This window comes from Cellulomonas gelida, from assembly GCF_006538725.1.
GTDB classification, from domain to species: Bacteria; Actinomycetota; Actinomycetes; order Actinomycetales; family Cellulomonadaceae; genus Cellulomonas; species Cellulomonas gelida.
Genome location: NZ_BJLQ01000003.1, coordinates 64176 through 79413, shown reverse-complemented (window position 1 = coordinate 79413; position 15238 = coordinate 64176). Strand labels below are relative to the sequence as shown.

At 71.9% G+C, this 15238-nt stretch carries 15 protein-coding genes; 2 read left to right on the top strand and 13 right to left on the bottom strand.

From position 1 onward, the window contains the following. Positions 1-152: 152 nt before the first annotated feature. The 5 genes from CGE01nite_RS01830 to chvE all read right to left on the bottom strand — a co-directional run bounded on the left by CGE01nite_RS01830 (position 153) and on the right by chvE (position 6390). Positions 153-923 (bottom strand): ATP-binding cassette domain-containing protein, encoded by a 771-nt coding sequence (locus CGE01nite_RS01830; RefSeq protein WP_048343945.1) that lies wholly within the window; start codon positions 921-923, stop codon positions 153-155. Between the two features lie 71 nt (positions 924-994). Next, the gene (locus CGE01nite_RS01825) at positions 995-2197 is read right to left on the bottom strand and encodes an ROK family transcriptional regulator (RefSeq protein WP_048343882.1); all 1203 of its coding nucleotides are present in this window, start codon (positions 2195-2197) and stop codon (positions 995-997) included. Positions 2198-2246: 49 nt separating this feature from the next. Further along, a complete protein-coding gene (mmsB, locus tag CGE01nite_RS01820) occupies positions 2247-3479 on the bottom strand; it encodes a multiple monosaccharide ABC transporter permease (protein ID WP_048343881.1) in 1233 nt (410 codons plus the stop codon). Next, positions 3476-4996 carry a multiple monosaccharide ABC transporter ATP-binding protein gene (gene mmsA, locus CGE01nite_RS01815; protein ID WP_048343944.1) on the bottom strand — a complete coding sequence of 507 codons (1521 nt, stop codon included), beginning with the start codon at positions 4994-4996 and terminating at the stop codon, positions 3476-3478. The genes mmsB and mmsA overlap by 4 nt, the downstream gene beginning before the upstream one ends. Positions 4997-5235: 239 nt before the next feature. Then, positions 5236-6390 (bottom strand): multiple monosaccharide ABC transporter substrate-binding protein, encoded by a 1155-nt coding sequence (gene chvE / locus CGE01nite_RS01810; protein WP_141368626.1) that lies wholly within the window; start codon positions 6388-6390, stop codon positions 5236-5238. Between the two features lie 302 nt (positions 6391-6692). Between chvE and CGE01nite_RS01805 the strand changes: the two genes are divergently transcribed. Continuing rightward, positions 6693-7691, top strand: coding sequence for a LacI family DNA-binding transcriptional regulator (locus CGE01nite_RS01805; RefSeq protein WP_048343879.1), 999 nt, complete (start codon positions 6693-6695; stop codon positions 7689-7691). Between the two features lie 366 nt (positions 7692-8057). Here CGE01nite_RS01805 and prfB read toward each other — a convergent pair whose 3' ends face one another. The 8 genes from prfB to CGE01nite_RS01765 all read right to left on the bottom strand — a co-directional run bounded on the left by prfB (position 8058) and on the right by CGE01nite_RS01765 (position 14079). Next, positions 8058-9170 (bottom strand): peptide chain release factor 2, encoded by a 1113-nt coding sequence (gene prfB, locus CGE01nite_RS01800; protein WP_141368624.1) that lies wholly within the window; start codon positions 9168-9170, stop codon positions 8058-8060. 55 nt (positions 9171-9225) lie between these two features. Then, positions 9226-9639, bottom strand: coding sequence for a hypothetical protein (locus CGE01nite_RS01795; protein ID WP_141368622.1), 414 nt, complete (start codon positions 9637-9639; stop codon positions 9226-9228). A 131-nt stretch (positions 9640-9770) separates the two neighbouring features. Beyond that, positions 9771-10247, bottom strand: coding sequence for a pilus assembly protein (locus tag CGE01nite_RS01790; RefSeq protein WP_141368620.1), 477 nt, complete (start codon positions 10245-10247; stop codon positions 9771-9773). Positions 10248-10276: 29 nt separating this feature from the next. Next, complete coding sequence (locus CGE01nite_RS01785; RefSeq protein ID WP_255318464.1) at positions 10277-10630, bottom strand: TadE/TadG family type IV pilus assembly protein; 354 nt, start codon at positions 10628-10630, stop codon at positions 10277-10279. Positions 10631-10689: 59 nt separating this feature from the next. After that, the gene (locus CGE01nite_RS01780) at positions 10690-10944 is read right to left on the bottom strand and encodes a hypothetical protein (protein ID WP_141368618.1); all 255 of its coding nucleotides are present in this window, start codon (positions 10942-10944) and stop codon (positions 10690-10692) included. Positions 10945-11061: 117 nt separating this feature from the next. Continuing rightward, entirely contained in the window at positions 11062-11994 is a 933-nt protein-coding gene (locus CGE01nite_RS01775) for a type II secretion system F family protein (RefSeq protein ID WP_141368616.1), read from the bottom strand. Continuing rightward, positions 11991-12851 carry a type II secretion system F family protein gene (locus tag CGE01nite_RS01770; protein WP_141368614.1) on the bottom strand — a complete coding sequence of 287 codons (861 nt, stop codon included), beginning with the start codon at positions 12849-12851 and terminating at the stop codon, positions 11991-11993. Before CGE01nite_RS01770 ends, CGE01nite_RS01775 begins: the two co-directional genes overlap by 4 nt. 1 nt (position 12852) lies before the next feature. Then, complete coding sequence (locus CGE01nite_RS01765) at positions 12853-14079, bottom strand: TadA family conjugal transfer-associated ATPase (protein WP_141368612.1); 1227 nt, start codon at positions 14077-14079, stop codon at positions 12853-12855. Between the two features lie 211 nt (positions 14080-14290). Between CGE01nite_RS01765 and CGE01nite_RS01760 the strand changes: the two genes are divergently transcribed. Further along, positions 14291-15226, top strand: a complete 936-nt coding sequence (locus tag CGE01nite_RS01760; RefSeq protein WP_048343832.1) for an aldose 1-epimerase family protein — start codon at positions 14291-14293, stop codon at positions 15224-15226. The last annotated feature ends 12 nt before the right edge of the window (positions 15227-15238 follow it).

Below are 15238 nucleotides of genomic sequence, written 5' to 3'. Positions count from 1 at the left end.
GCACGCCCCGGCCGCCGAGCGGTGCCCGGCTCGTCGAGACTAGGCACCGGGCCCATGAGCCCGGCGGGCCGACACGCCGTGCAGACGCGGAGGTCGCGTGAAGGTCGTTCCGGACGCGCGAGGACGAACGCGCCGAAGTGCGGACGAACCGGTCAGCGCAGCGCGTGCAGGCGCGGCGAGCGACGCACCGTGGCGCCGGTGATCGCCGCGAGCACCTCTTCGTGGCTCGTCGTCGCGGCGTCGAACGTGCCGTTGTTGCGGCCGTGACGCAGCACCACGATGCGGTCGGACACCGCTCGCACGTCCGTCATGTTGTGACTGATGAGGATGACCGCCAGCCCCAGCTCGCGCAGGCGCTCGATGTGCGTGAGGACCTCGGCCGTCTGGGCCACCGAGAGCGCGGCCGTCGGCTCGTCGAGCACGACGATGCGCGGGTCACCGATGAGCGTGCGCGCGATCGCGACCGACTGCCGCTGACCTGCCGACAACGTCGACAACGGGGTGCGGGCCGACGGGATGCGGCTGTTCAACGCCTCCAGCACGCGGCGGGCCGTGGCCTCCATGTAGCCGTCGTCGCGCAGTCCGCCCCGGCGGACCTCACGGCCCAGGAACAGGTTCCCCGTCACGTCGAGGTTGTCGCACAGCGCGAGGTCCTGGAAGACCGTCGCGACGCCGAGCGTCCGGGCGGCCGCGGGAGTCGGGATCGACGTGGGCTCGCCGGCGATCTCGATGAGCCCCGAGTCGGGCGTGTACGCGCCCGCGACGACCTTGGCGAGCGTCGACTTCCCGGCACCGTTGTCGCCGACGAGCGCGACGACCTCGTGCGCGAACACGTCCAGGTCCACACCGGCGAGAGCTTCGACCGCGCCGAAGTTCTTGCTGATCCCCCGCATGGACAGCAGGGGGACGGGCGATGGGCTCATCGTGATCACCTGCTCCACGTCGTCGTGCTGCTGGTCAGTGAAGTCTCCCACTCGTCGGCCGTCAACGGTCGTCATCCGAGCCCCTCCACGTCGACCGTCTCCTCGACGCGCAGCGGCACGTCCGTGGACTGCACCGCCAGCGCCAGGGCGCCCACCATCTCCGCGCGGGTGCCGAGGCTCGCGCGCACCACCTCGAGCGGCGCGATGCGGTTGGGCAACGCGTGCCGCAGCAGGGCCGCGCGCAAGGGCGCCACCAGGGTCTCCCCCGTCTCCGAGAGCTCGCCGCCCACCACCACGACCTGCGGGTTCACCGCCAGCACGAGCCCGGCGAGCGCGGCGCCGATCGCTGCCCCGGCCTCCGCGACGACGTCGCCGCAGCGCTCGTCGCCCTGGTTCGCGCGCTGCACGATGTCCCGCAGGCTCGCGATGCCGGGCACCGGTCCGACGGCCTCGAGCAGCGCGCCCGCGCCGACGACCGTGTCGAGACAGCCGCGGCGCCCGCACCGGCACAGCTCGCCGTCGGGCCGGACCGTCAGGTGCCCGATCTCACCCGCGGTGCCCGCGAAGCCGCGCAGCACCTGGCCGCCGAGCACGATCCCCGCGCCCACGCCGTACGACGCGCGCAGGAACAGGCAGTCGGCACGGTCGCGCGCCGCACCGGCGCTGAACTCGGCGAACGCGGCCAGGTTCGCGTCGTTGTCGACGTACACCGGCAGGCCCAGGCGCTTGGAGAGCACCTGGCCCAGGTGGACGTCGTCCCAGCCGGGCATGATGCCCTCGACCGAGATCATGCCCGTGGCCGAGTCGACGGGCGCGGGCACCCCGACGCCCATCCCCACGATGTCCTCGAGCGAGGCGCCGACCCGCTCGAGCAGGTCGACGACGAGCAGTGCGACGCGGTCGAGCGTCGTGTCGACCCGGTGCTCGACCGGGAGCGGCAGGGTCTGCTCCGCGAGGATCTCGTGCGAGAAGTCGCCGAGCGCGACACGCAGGTTCCGGTGCCCGATCTGGATCCCGGCCGCCAGACCGACGCGGCGGGCGAGCGTGACCATCTGGGCACGCCGCCCGCTGCGCGTCGTGGCGACGGTGTCGACGACCCCCGCGGCGTAGAGCTCGCGGACGATCGTCGACACCGTCGCCTGGGACAGACCGGTGGCCTCGGCGAGCTCGACCTGCGTGAGACCGCCGTACCGCTTGACCGTCTCGGCGACGAGCTGGCGGTTGGCCTCACGAAGGGACGACTGGGAGCCGGCCGTGCCTGCTCGCCTGCTCACGCTCGCACCTTAGTGTTCGTCGACGGTTCTCCTGGTCAGCTGACGAGTGTCAGCTGGTGCCGGCGCGTCGCTTGTTGATGAGGTCGAACGCCACCGCGGCCAGGAGCACGAGGCCCTTGATCGCCTGCTGCCACGACGGGTCGACCGACATGATCGACAGGCCCATGTTGAGCACGCCCATGATGAGCGCACCGACGATGGCACCCGAGATCCGGCCGATGCCGCCCGTGACCGCCGCACCACCGATGAAGCACGCGGCGATCGCGTCGAGCTCGAAGTTCTGCCCGGCGGCGGCGACGGCGGCACCACCACGGGCCGTCGTGATGATCGCCGCGATGCCGGCGAGGGCGCCGATGTTCACGAAGATCATGAAGTCGACGCGCTTGGTGCGCACGCCCGACAGGCTCGCGGCGGGCCGGTTGCCACCGACCGCGTAGATGTGCCGGCCGAAGACCGTGCGGCCCATGAGGAACGTGTAGACGACGATCAGCACGCCGACGATGACCAGGATGATCGGCATGCCGCCGGCCGACAGCGACAGCAGGACGGCCAGGAAGCCGACCGCCACCGCGACGGCGACGAGCTTGCCGATGAACAGGCCGAGCGCCTCGACGTGCAGGTCGTGCTTGCGCAGCTGCATGCGGGCGCGGAGCTGCGCGACGGCGAACGCCGCGATCGTCAGGGCACCGATGACGAGCGTCACGACGTCCATGTCCGAGGTGAAGCCCAGGAAGTTCGGCAGCGAGCCGGACACGATCGAGTTGAACGAGTCGTTGTTGACGCGGATCGTCTGGCCGACGACGACGAGCGCGAGCCCGCGGAAGATCAGCATGCCCGCCAAGGTGACGATGAACGCTGGGATCCCGACGTACGCGATCCAGAAGCCCTGCCAGGCCCCGATCGCGGCACCGATCACGACGCCGAGGATGACGGCCAGCCACCACGGCAGGCCCCAGTCGGAGATCGAGACCGCGATGATCCCGCCGACCACGGCGACGACCGACCCGACGGACAGGTCGATGTGCCCGGCGACGATCACCATCACCATGCCGATGGCCAGGACCATGACGTAGGCGTTCTGCTGGAACAGGGCGACGACGTTGTCCGGCTTCAGCAGACGGCCGTCGGTCAGACCCTGGAACAGCAGGATGATGACGATGAGCGCCGCGAAGATGCCGTACTGCCGCGCGTTGCCGCCCAGGCCCGACAGGCGCTGGCTCAGCGGGATGCGCGCCTGCTCGCCGGGAGGCATCGCAGGGGCAAGGTTGGTGTCGGTGCTCATCGGGGAGTCACGTCCTTCTCCATGGTCATGTAGTGCATGAGTCGCTCCTGGGTCGCGTCCTGCCGGGCGACCTCGCCCGTGATGCGGCCCTGGGACAGGGTGTAGATGCGGTCGCAGATGCCGAGCAGCTCGGGCAGCTCCGACGAGATCACGATGACGCCCTTGCCGGCGTCAGCCAGCCTGTTGATGATCGTGTAGATCTCGTACTTCGCGCCGACGTCGATACCGCGCGTCGGCTCGTCGAGGATGAGCACGTCCGGGTCGGAGAAGATCCACTTGCTCAGCACGACCTTCTGCTGGTTGCCGCCGGACAGCTTGCCGACGAGCGCCTCGACGCTGGGCGTGCGGATGTTGAGGTCCTTGCGGAACCGCTCGGCGACCTTGAGCTCTTCGTTGCGGTCGATCACGCCTCGCTCGGAGACCTTGGAGATCGCCGCACCCGAGACGTTGTCGCGGATCGTCGAGATCAGGTTCAGCCCGTAGTGCTTGCGGTCCTCGGTCGCGTACGCGATGCCGGCCTTGATCGCCGCGCCCACGGTGTGCAGGGTGACCTGCTGACCGTCCTTGAACACGCGACCGGAGATGTGCGACCCGTAGGACCGCCCGAACACCGACATGGCCAGCTCGGTGCGCCCGGCACCCATCAGGCCCGCGATCCCGACGATCTCGCCGCGCCGCACGTTGAGCGAGGCGCCGTCGACGACCTTGCGGGACTGGTCCAGCGGGTGGTGCACGGTCCAGTCCTCGATGCGCAGGACCTCGTCGCCGATCGTCGGCGTGTGCTCCGGGAACCGGTGGTCGAGCGAACGACCGACCATCCCGCGGATGATCCGCTCCTCGCTGACGTCCTCGCCGTGCATGTCGATCGTCTCGATCGTCTGGCCGTCACGGATGACCGTGGTCGTGTCCGCGATCGCCTCGATCTCGTTCAGCTTGTGGCTGATGATGATCGAGGTGATGCCGAGGTCACGCAGACCGCTGATCAGGCCGAGCAGGTGCGCGCTGTCCTCGTCGTTCAGCGCCGCGGTCGGCTCGTCGAGGATCAGCAGCTTGACCTCCTTCGAGAGCGCCTTGGCGATCTCGACCAGCTGCTGCTTGCCCACACCGATGTCGATGATGCGCGTGTCGGGCCGCTCGTCGAGCCCCACGCGAGCGAGGAGCTTGGCGGCCTCGGAGTTCGTGTGGTTCCAGTCGATGACGCCGCGGGCGGACCGCTCGTTGCCGAGGAAGATGTTCTCGGCGATCGACAGGAACGGCGACAGCGCGAGCTCCTGGTGGATGATCACGATCCCGACGTGCTCGGAGTCCCGCGTGCTCTTGAACTCCGCGGTCCGGCCTTCGAAGACGATGTCTCCGTCGTAGCTCCCGTGGGGGTACACCCCCGAGAGCACCTTCATCAGGGTCGACTTGCCGGCCCCGTTCTCACCGCAGATCGCGTGGATCTCGCCCCGCCGCACGGAGAGGTTCACGTCGGAGAGTGCGAGCACGCCGGGGAAGCGCTTGGTGATGCCCCGCATCTCGAGGATGTGCTCCGGTGCCGCGGCGCCCGTTCCCGGAGCGTCCTGCGGTCCTGCTGTGTTGCCCGGTGCTGCCGTGGCGCCCGGTCCTGCTGTGGTGTCCATCTCGTCCTCGGTCCTTGCCCGGTCACGACCGGTCCGCCCTGGCGGACCCTGACGGTGCCGCCTGAGGGCGGCGCCCCGACGGGCCGCCGCCGCACGATCGTGCGTGTGCGGCGGCGGCCTGCGTCAGGTTCGGGTCACAGACCCAGGTCAGAGGCCTTGTAGAAGCCCGAGTCGACCAGGTCCTTCTCGACGGTGTCCGGCGTGACGACCAGCGGGTCGAGCAGGAGGGTCGGGACGACCTTGACGTTGTTGTTGTACGTCTCGTTGTCGTTCGTCGTGACCTCCTTGCCGCTGGTGATCTCCTCGACCATCTTCGCGACGGCGTCGCCGAGGGCGCGCGTGTCCTTCCAGACGGTCATGGACTGCTTGCCCGCGAGCATGTTGAGCACGTTGGCCTGGTCAGCGTCCTGACCGGTCAGGACCGGCCAGCCCTCGCCCGCCTTGTAGCCGGCGCCGGTGAGCGCCTGCGCGATGCCGAGAGCGAGCGAGTCGTTCGGGGAGAGGACGACCTCGACCTTGGTGTCGCCGCCGTAGAACGAGTTGAGGCGGTTCTCCATCTCGGACTGCGCGTCGTCCGAGCCCCAGCCGAGGATGCCGATGTTCTTCCACGCGTCGTCGGTGGCCGGCGCCTTGCCCGAGGGCACGACGAGCTTGCCGCTGTCGACGTACTGCTTGAGGATGTCCCAGGCGCCCTGGAAGTAGAACTTCGCGTTGTTGTCGTCCGGCGAACCGGCGAACGGCTCGAAGTTGAACGGGCCCTTGCCGTCCTTCAGGCCGAGGGCGTCCTCGATGAACTGGCCCTGGAGCTGGCCGACCTTGTAGTTGTCGAACGTCGCGTAGTAGTCGACGTTCGGCGTCTCGTTGATGAGGCGGTCGTACGCGATGACCTTGACGTCCTTCGCCGCGGCCTGCTCGAGCACCGGGCCGAGGGTCGTGCCGTCGATCGAGGCGATGACGAGCACCTTGGCGCCGTCGTTGATCATGTTCTCGATCTGGCTGATCTGCTGGTCGGTCTTGTTGTCCGCGTACTGCAGGCTCGTCTCGAAGCCAGCGGCCTCGAGCAGCTCCACGAGGTGCGAACCGTCACGGTTCCACCGCTCGAGCGCCTTCGTCGGCATCGCGATGCCGATGAGGCCGCCGCCCCCGTTCGCCGCGTCAGTCGCGGCGTCAGTCGCGCCGCCCGTCGCGGCCGGCGGCGTCTCGCGCTCGCTGCTGCACGCCGCGAGCGAGGTGGCGAAAAGGCCGGCGGTCGCGATCGCGACCGCCACCTTCTTCCAGGTCTGGGACATCGTCGTCTACTCCTCTGGTACATCCTCTGGGGAGCGTCGGGCCGACGACGATGCCGGTCCCGCATGGGTGAGCCGCCGATGGTTCACCACCCCGAGGTGACGGCTGAATTCAAGACTCAAAGCCATGACAGCGCAAGTGGCGTTATCAAAGTGTGTCCTTCCGCGTGTTGAGCGTGATCTGCGCGTGACCAGATACGTTCGCTTCACGATGCGAAGTCATCCGATGTGTCCTGCGTCACACTCCCGGGTTACGCCCGTTCGAACCTGCCCCGATCCGCGCCGCAACCGGGACAATCGGCGCTGTGCCAGTCACCATCCGCGACGTCGCGCAGCGGGCCGGGGTCTCCAAGACCACCGTCTCGCGCGTCCTCAACGGCCGCGACGAGCTCGACGAGCGCACCGCCGAGCGGGTCCGCGCGGTGATCGCGGAGCTCGGCTACGTCCCGAGCGCGCGGGCTGTCGCATTCGCCCGCGGCTCGACGCACATCGTCGCGATGCTCCTGCCCTCGCTCACGTGGCCGTGGATCGGCGAGGTCGTGCAGGCCGCCATCGAGGCCGTCGAGGACGAGGGCTACGGGATGCTCGTCTTCACCACCACGCAGGGCGACGAGTCGATGCGACGGTTCGCTGAGCACGTCTCCGCGCGCGCGTTCGACGGGCTGCTCGTCGTCGAGCCCGGGGGCACGCTCGACTACATCACGCGCCTGCACGAGGACGGCCTGCCCGTCGTGCTCGTCGACGACCGCGGGCACGAGCCGATGTTCGGGTCCGTCGCGACGACCAACCGGCTCGGCGCTCTCGCCGCCGCCCACCACCTGCTCGAGATCGGCCGGCGCGAGCCCCTGGTCGTCAGCGGCGACCCCCGGTTCGGGTGCGTGCAGGAGCGCCTCGCGGGCTTCGCCGAGGGCTTCGGCGCCGCCGGGCTCACGCTCGACCCGCTGCGGGCGGTCGAGGGCGACTTCACGTTCGAATCAGGGCAGGCCGCGGTCGCCCGCGCGCTCGAGGCGGGGCTGCACTTCGACTCGCTGTTCGCGCACAACGACACGATGGCGACGGGTGCCATGGCCGAGCTGCGCCGTGCGGGACTGCGGATCCCCGACGACGTCGCCGTCGTCGGCTTCGACGACCTGCCGTCCGCCGCCCAGACCGACCCGCCGCTGACCTCGGTGCACCAGCCCATCCGCGAGATGGGTCAGGCCGCCGCGCGTGCCCTGCTCGCGAGCTTCCGCGGCACCCCGGTCCCGCGCGAGCCGATCGTCCTGCCCACGTCGTTCACGGTCCGCGCCTCGACCGTCGGCTGACCGGTCCCCACCCCGACCGCGACACCGACCCCGAGCACGCGCTCCGCGCTCTCCGCGCACCCAGCACCCGACTGCTCCGCGACCCAGCGCCTGCTCCGGCCAAGGCCGCCCGCACCCGGAGCAACCCCAGCCTCAGCCCCCACCACCGACGCGACCCAGCACCTACTCCGGCCAAGGCCGCCCACACCCGGAGCAACCCCAGCCTCAGCCCCCACCACCGACGCGAGCCAGCACCTGCTCCGGCCAAGGCGCCCCACACCCGGAGCAACCGCAGCCTCGGGCGAACCGTGCGCGGTCCCCGCAGGCTTCGCCGGGGTGCTCCGCGGACTGGCCGGGCACCTGCTGGCCCGGCGGAGGCCCGTGGGGTCAGGCGGAGATCTCCTGGGCGCGGCGCCAGCGGACGCCCGCCTCGATGAAGTCGTCGATGTCGCCGTCGAACACCGCGGCCGGGTTGCCGACCTCGTGCTCGGTACGCAGGTCCTTGACCATCTGGTATGGCTGAAGCACGTACGAGCGCATCTGGTCGCCCCAGCTCGCCTTGATGTCGCCCGCGAGCTCCTTCTTGGCCGCGCGCTCCTCCTCCTGGCGGACCAGGAGCAGGCGGGACTGCAGGACGCGGAGCGCCGCGGCTCGGTTCTGGATCTGGGACTTCTCGTTCTGCATCGACACGACGATGCCCGTGGGGATGTGCGTCATCCGCACCGCGGAGTCGGTCGTGTTGACCGACTGCCCACCGGGGCCAGACGAGCGGAACACGTCGACCTTGATCTCGGACTCGGGGATCTCGATGGAGTCCGTCTGCTCGATGAGCGGGATGACCTCGACGGCCGCGAACGACGTCTGACGCCGTCCCTGGTTGTCGAACGGCGAGATGCGCACGAGGCGGTGCGTGCCGGCCTCGACGGACAGGTGCCCGTAGGCGTACGGCGCCTTGACCTCGAACGTCGCCGACTTCAGCCCGGCCTCCTCCGCGTAGGAGGTGTCGAGCACGGTCGTCGGGTAGTTGTGCCGTTCGGCCCAGCGCAGGTACATGCGCAGCAGCATCTCGGCGAAGTCGGCCGCGTCGACGCCGCCCGCACCCGAGCGGATCGTGACCACGGCCTCGCGCTGGTCGTACTGGCCCGCGAGCAGCGTGCGGATCTCGAGTGCGTCGAGGTCCTTGCGGATGGCGACGAGCTCGGCCTCGGCCTCGGCCATCGTGTCCTCGTCGCCCATCTCCTGCCCGAGTTCGACAAGCGTCTCGAGGTCGTTGATCCGGCCGGCGAGCCGGTCGACGCGCTCCAGCTCGGCCTGCGTGGCGGACAGCGCGCTCGTGACCTTCTGCGCGGAGTCCGGGTCGTCCCACAGGTCGGGGGCGGAGGCCGCCTCGGAGAGCTGCGCGATCTTCGCCCGGAGCGCGGTCGGGTCGCTCACCGCCTGGATGGACGCCAGGGTGGTGCGCAGATCACGGATCTCAGCGGGAAAGTCGGTGGTGGCCACAACGAGTCAGGTTACCGGCACCCGGGGCGTCTGCCGACGAGCCGCTGTTCGGCGCTCAGTCCGCGGTCGCGCTGGACGTGGCCTCGATGACCACTCCGTCGGACCACGCCGCGAGCACCCACGCGGTGGCCGCGGGACGCACCCGCGCGACGATGGACACCCGGGCGGTACGAGCTCCCGTCGCCGTCGCCTCCTGGACCGCGACCTGGCGCCACCCGCGCGTCTGCCCCGGGTGCTCCGCGAGGTAGGACTCGACCGCGTCGCGCACGGATGCGTCCGTGACCCGGATCCGCGCGTCGCCCTCCTCGCCGTAGTACACCTCGTCGCGGATCGAGTCGGCCGCCTCGAGCGCCAGGAGGTCCGCGAGCGCGACGAGCCTCTTGTGCTCCAGGTGCACCTGGGCAGCGGACGCGACCACGAGGATGAGCAGCACCGCGAAGACGACGACACCGATCGTCAGCACCAGCACCTGCCCACGCTCGGCCGCACCTGTCCCCCCGTCTGCACCGGTCCGCCCGGCGCCCTCGCCACCACACTCGTCGTCGAGACGAGTTCGCAGCGCGCCGCCGCGACGAGCGACCCACGCACGCACCCCGCCCGTCACCGGACGCTCCGGAACTCGTCGACCACCGCGACGTGCCGCGCGCTGACGGGCACCTCGAGCGGGACGACGTCGCGCACGAACCCGGGCACGAAGGGCAGCGGGACCACGACCTCGACGCGCGCCTCGACGTGCGCGTCGGGGCGCAGGCAGGGGTCCTGCTCGCACGCGATCGCGAGCGCCTCCGACGGGTCGTCGTCGAACCCCTGGTCGGCGAGGGCGACGCCGGTGACCGCGACCGCGCGCGCGGCGGCGGACTCGGCGTCGTCGGCCGCGACGTACACGCGTGCCGCCTCGCGCGCCGCGCCCTCGACCGCGTAGCTCGCGGCCTCGATCCGGGCGAGGACCAGGACCAGGTACACCAGCGGGACGAGCAGCACGAGCGACAGCCCGAGGAACTCGACGACGGCGTTCCCGGCGTCCTCGCCACGGCCCGCAGACCCGGCCGTCCAGCGAGCGCGCAACCGTGCGCACACCCGACACCCTCGCACTCCCGCGCGACCGCTCACGGCAGCGAGTCCTCGGCGATCGCATGACCCGTGACCGTCAGCCCGCCCGCCGGACCGAGCAGCCCGATGACCGGCAGCGGTGCGCGGACGCGCACCTCGACCAGCTCGACGCCGTCGCGCGAGACGGCCGTCGCGTCGACCTCGCCCGCGTAACGGTCGGCGAGCGACCCCCGCACGAGCTCGCGCGTGCGCTGGGCGCCGTCCGACGGCGAGCGTCCGACGAGCGCCCCGTACCTGGCCCCCTCGGACGCGCTGTCGATCAGGGTGTTGCGCACATGCAGCGCGAGGGTGAGCTGCACGATGCCGAGCACCAGCAGCAGGACGAGCCCGCCGACCAGCACGAAGTCCACGACAGCACTCCCGTGTTCGCTCCCGTCACCGCACCGCGAGACGCGCCCGTGCCGCGGTGTCAGCCGTGCACGCCCTCGACCGCGTCCTGGAACAGGTTCTCGAGCAGGGGCTTGGCGAGCACCCACAGCGCGGTCACGATCCCGGCGGTCATCAAGGTCACGAGCACCCACCCGGGCACGTCGCCGCGGTCCGGCCGGCCAGCGGCGAGCACCCGCTGCCCCAGCCACGCGTGCGAACGCGCCGTCCACCTCAGAGGCACGTCCCGCAGCGTCGTGCGGTACCGACGCGCCCTCGCACGGCCTGTCCTGATCATGTGCTCCTCCTTGTCTGCGCGCCCCACCGCTCGGCGGGGCGGGCTCGTGCTGCGGCCCCGGGGGCCCGGTCTCGTCGGTCTTGTCGGTCTCGTCGGTCTTGGAGGTCTCGTCGGCCGTCACAGGCCCACCCGCAGCAGCACCGCGCTCGGGAAGACCGCGAACGCGACCGTCACCGGGAGGATGAGGAACACCACCGGGATCATCATCAGCACCTCCTTGCGGCCGCCGGTCTCCATGAGCACGCGTCTGCCCTCCTCGCGGACGTCCTGCGCCTGGGCGCGCAGCACGTCCGCGAGTGGCGCACCCCGCTCGACCGCGACCGCCACCCCCTCGGCGAACCGCGCCAGCGCCGGGACACCCGTCCGGTCCGCGAGCCCGTCGAGCGCCTGGGTGATGGGCATGCCCGCACGCGCGTCGGCGAGCGTGCGCTCGAGCTCGACGCTGAGCTCGCCGTGCGTGCTGCGCGTGACGCGCTCGAGCGCGCCCAACGCCCCCTCACCCGCACCGACGGCGAGAGCGAGCAGCTCGGCGATGGTGGGCAGCTCGGCCACGATGCGGCCCTCACGTGCGCGGACCTGGCGACCGAGCAACCAGTCCGGGACGAGGACGCCCGCGAACCCGCACACGCCGACCAGCACGAGCAGGGCGATCGTCGCCGAGCCGCGCGTGGCTGCCAGGACCAGCGCGAGTGCGAGGCCCGCGGCGAGCCCGAGCGCCCCGGAGACCACCTGGCCGGCGCGGAACTGCTCGACAGTCTCGAGCCGACCCGCCCGTACGAGCCGCCGCGCGAGCTCCGCGGTGGGCGAGCCGACCCGCGCCACGAGCCGGACCCCGTCGGTGAGCACGGGAGCGACGAGTCGCTCGAGGACCGGCACAGGCCCGCGCACGACGGGCGAACCGAGCAGCCGCGAGCCGGTGCGTCGCGGCCGCAGGTAGGGCGCGAGCCGTTGGTCGAGCGTGATCCGGCGTGCGCGCACACGCGCGATCACGACGAGCACGCCACACGCCGCGAGCAGCCCCGCGAACGCGCCCTGCACGACGGGGCTCATCGCAGCACCCGCGGGTCCTCGGGCAGCCGCGCGACGCGCAGCATGGCCGCGTACGCGATCACGGTGCACGTGGCGCCCGTGAGCAGCACGACGAACCCTGCGGGGGTGTCGTAGGCGGCCGCCGCCTCCGTGCGCGTCGAGAGCACCGCGAGCACGATCCAGGGTGCGGCTGCAGCCAACCGGGCCGCGTACACGGTCCAGCTCTGCCGCGCCTCGAGCTCGCCACGGGTCCGCACGTCGTCGCGCAAGAAGCCCGACAGCGTGCGCAGCAGCCGCCCGAGGTCCGTCCCGCCGACGTCGCGGGTGATCCGCAACGCCTCGACGATGCGGTCCGCGACCGGGTCGGCGAGGCGCGCCTTGAGCAGGTCGAGGCTCTCGGCGAACCGGCCCGTCGCGCGGTAGTCCTCGCCGAACGCCCGGAACTGCGCGCGCAGCTCGACCGGCCCGCGCTCGCCGACCTGCGCGACGGCCTCGGGCAACGACAGCCCGGCACGGATCCCCGAGGCCAGGTGGTCGACGACCTCCGGCCACAGCTGCCGCAGGCGGGACCGGCGCCGCCGTGCCCGGCCGCGCACGATCGCCAGCGGCCCCGCGGCCGAGAACGCCGAGAAGAACAGCGCCACGGTGGGTGCCCGCGTCAGCGCGACGGCGAGGACGAGGGTGACCACCGCGAGCAGCACGCTCGCCAGGACGAGCCCGCCCGGCGTCACGCCGTGGACACCCGCCTGGACGAGCTCGTCCTGCACCCGGGCGCTCCACCTCCCGGCACGCGCGTCGGACGACGCGGCCCGCGGCCAGAACGACCACCACACGCACCCCACGCCCGCGCCCAGCACGAGTCCCACGACGACGTCCACGTCACCCCCTCGACCGCAGGAGCGCCGCGAGGTCGACCCCGATGCGCGCGAAGCGCTCGGGGTGAGGCGGGAAGCCGTCGGCACGCACGAGCCTGTCGTCGCGCCACGCGAAGATCTCCGCGGTCTCGACCACGCCCTGCTCGGTGCGCCCCGGGATCGCGAGGACCTCACGGACGCGGCGCCGGCCACGCGCGTCGTGCCCCAGGTGCACGACGAGGTCCACGCACGAGGCCACCGTCGGGACGACGAACCGGTCGGAGACGTTCTCGCCGGCGAGCAGCGGCAGGGTGCACAGCTTGGTGACCGCCTCGCGCGCCGAGTTGGCGTGGATGGTGCACATCGCGGGGACGCCCGCGTTGAGGGCGATGAGCAGGTCGAGGGCCTCGGCCTCGCGCACCTCGCCGACCAGCAGGCGGTCCGGGCGCATCCGCAGCGCCTCCTTGACCAGGCGCCGCAGCGGGATCTCGCCGGCGCCCTCGAGGTTCGGCTGCCTGCACTGCATCGCGACCCAGTCGCGCGCGGCCAGCCGCAGCTCGAAGACCTCCTCGCAGGAGATGACGCGCTCGCGCACGGGCATCGCCCCCGCCAACGCGTTGAGCATCGTCGTCTTGCCGGCCTGCGTCGCGCCCGAGACGAGGACGTTGAGGCCCGCGCGGACCGCGGCAGTGAGGAACGTCGCGGCGTCGGGCGGCAGCGAGCCGAGCGCGACGAGGTCGTCGAGGTGGTCCGCCCGCACCACGTACTTGCGGATGTTGACGACCCAGTGGGTGCGCGTGACGTCGGGGATGACCGCGTGCAGGCGCTCGCCGCCGGGCAGGGTCGCGTCGACGAACGGGCTCGACAGGTCGAGGCGCCGCCCCGAGACCTTGAGCATCCGCTCGACGAGCTCGCGCACCTGCGGTGCGGTGAGGATCGTCGTGGTGAGCTCGGCCTCGCCGTGCCGCGCGACGAACACCTGCTGCGGGGTGTTGATCCAGATCTCCTCGACGTCCGGGTCGTCGAGGTAGACCTGCAGCGGCCCGAACCCCGCGACCGCGTCGAGTACCGCCTTGTGCGCGGCGCCCGGCTCGACGAGCGGCGGGACCGCGCCCAGCACCGAGCGCGCGTCGTAGTCGGCGATCACCTCGTCGACGAGCGCCGTGACACCCGGCCGGTCGCGCACCGGGTCGATGCCACGACGACGGATCAGCTCGCGCACCTCGTCCTCGAGGATCCCGACGCCGTCCATCTGTCCCCCTGCTCGTCGATGCCACCACCGGCCGCATGCCCGAGATGTCCGATCCGCTCAGGGCATGCGCACCCTACGGGACTCCCCGCAGGTGCCGCAGTCGTCTGTCCACAGTCCGGCTCGCACCACCCGGACGGGCAGCCCCGCGACGGCCCGCGCGTCGTGCCCGCAGCGACTCGAAAGCCCTGCTCGGAGGACTACGGTGGGGCCCGTGAACAGCCCTCTCGACGACGTCGTCCAGACCCCTGCCCCCTCGGGCACCCAGCACGTCCTGCGGCACGGCGAGCAGTACGCCGTCGTCGCCGCGGTGGGCGCGAGCCTGCGCGAGTACCGCGTCGGCGAGCGTGACGTGGTGCTCCCGTTCGCCGAGGACGAGATCGCCCCCGCGTTCTCGGGCGCCACGCTCGCGCCGTGGCCGAACCGCCTCGCCGACGGCCTGTACGGCTACGCCGGCGGCACGTACCAGGTGCCCATCACGGAGCCGGACCGGCTGACCGCGCTGCACGGCCTGGTCGCCACGACGCCGTTCGTCGTCGCGGGCGAGGCGGGCGCCGACACCGTCACCCTCACGACCACGATCGTCCCGACCCACGGCTACCCGTGGCCCGTGCGCCTGGACGTCACGTACGCGCTCGGCGACGGCGGCCTCGAGGTGACCACCCGCGCCACGAACCTCGGCACGACGAGCGCGCCGTACGGGCTCGGTTTCCACCCCTGGCTCTCGCCCGGCGACGCCTCGCTCGACGAGTGCGCGCTGCAGCTCGGCGCGAGCCTGCACGTCACGGTCGACGAGCGCCTGCTGCCCACGGGCGACGAGGACGTCGAGGGACGGTACGACCTGCTCGAGCCCCGCGTGCTGCGCGGCATCGCGCTCGACGACGCCTGGCTCGCACCGGTGCGCGACGACGCCGGGCTCACCTGGGCGCGGCTCACCACGCCCGACGGCCGCACGACCGCCATGTGGGCCGACGCGGCGTTCGAGGCCTGGCAGGTCTGCACGGGCGACTACGTCCCGGCGATCGCGCGCCGGGGTGTGGCGGTCGAGCCCATGACCTGCGTCGCCGACGCGTTCCGCACCGGCGACCTGCTCGTCGAGCTCGCGCCGGGCGCAGCGCACGAGGCCCGCTGGGGCCTGCGCCTCGAGTGACGCCCGCACCGT

What these genes read in the sequence shown, in the direction of transcription:
- chvE (WP_141368626.1), bottom strand. Translation starts at nt 6,390, where the DNA reads ATGTCCCAGACCTGGAAGAAGGTGGCGGTCGCGATCGCGACCGCCGGC.
- CGE01nite_RS01775 (WP_141368616.1), bottom strand. Translation starts at nt 11,994, where the DNA reads ATGAGCCCCGTCGTGCAGGGCGCGTTCGCGGGGCTGCTCGCGGCGTGT.
- CGE01nite_RS01765 (WP_141368612.1), bottom strand. Translation starts at nt 14,079, where the DNA reads ATGGACGGCGTCGGGATCCTCGAGGACGAGGTGCGCGAGCTGATCCGT.
- CGE01nite_RS01780 (WP_141368618.1), bottom strand. Translation starts at nt 10,944, where the DNA reads ATGATCAGGACAGGCCGTGCGAGGGCGCGTCGGTACCGCACGACGCTG.
- CGE01nite_RS01830 (WP_048343945.1), bottom strand. Translation starts at nt 923, where the DNA reads ATGAGCCCATCGCCCGTCCCCCTGCTGTCCATGCGGGGGATCAGCAAG.
- mmsA (WP_048343944.1), bottom strand. Translation starts at nt 4,996, where the DNA reads ATGCGGGGCATCACCAAGCGCTTCCCCGGCGTGCTCGCACTCTCCGAC.
- mmsB (WP_048343881.1), bottom strand. Translation starts at nt 3,479, where the DNA reads ATGAGCACCGACACCAACCTTGCCCCTGCGATGCCTCCCGGCGAGCAG.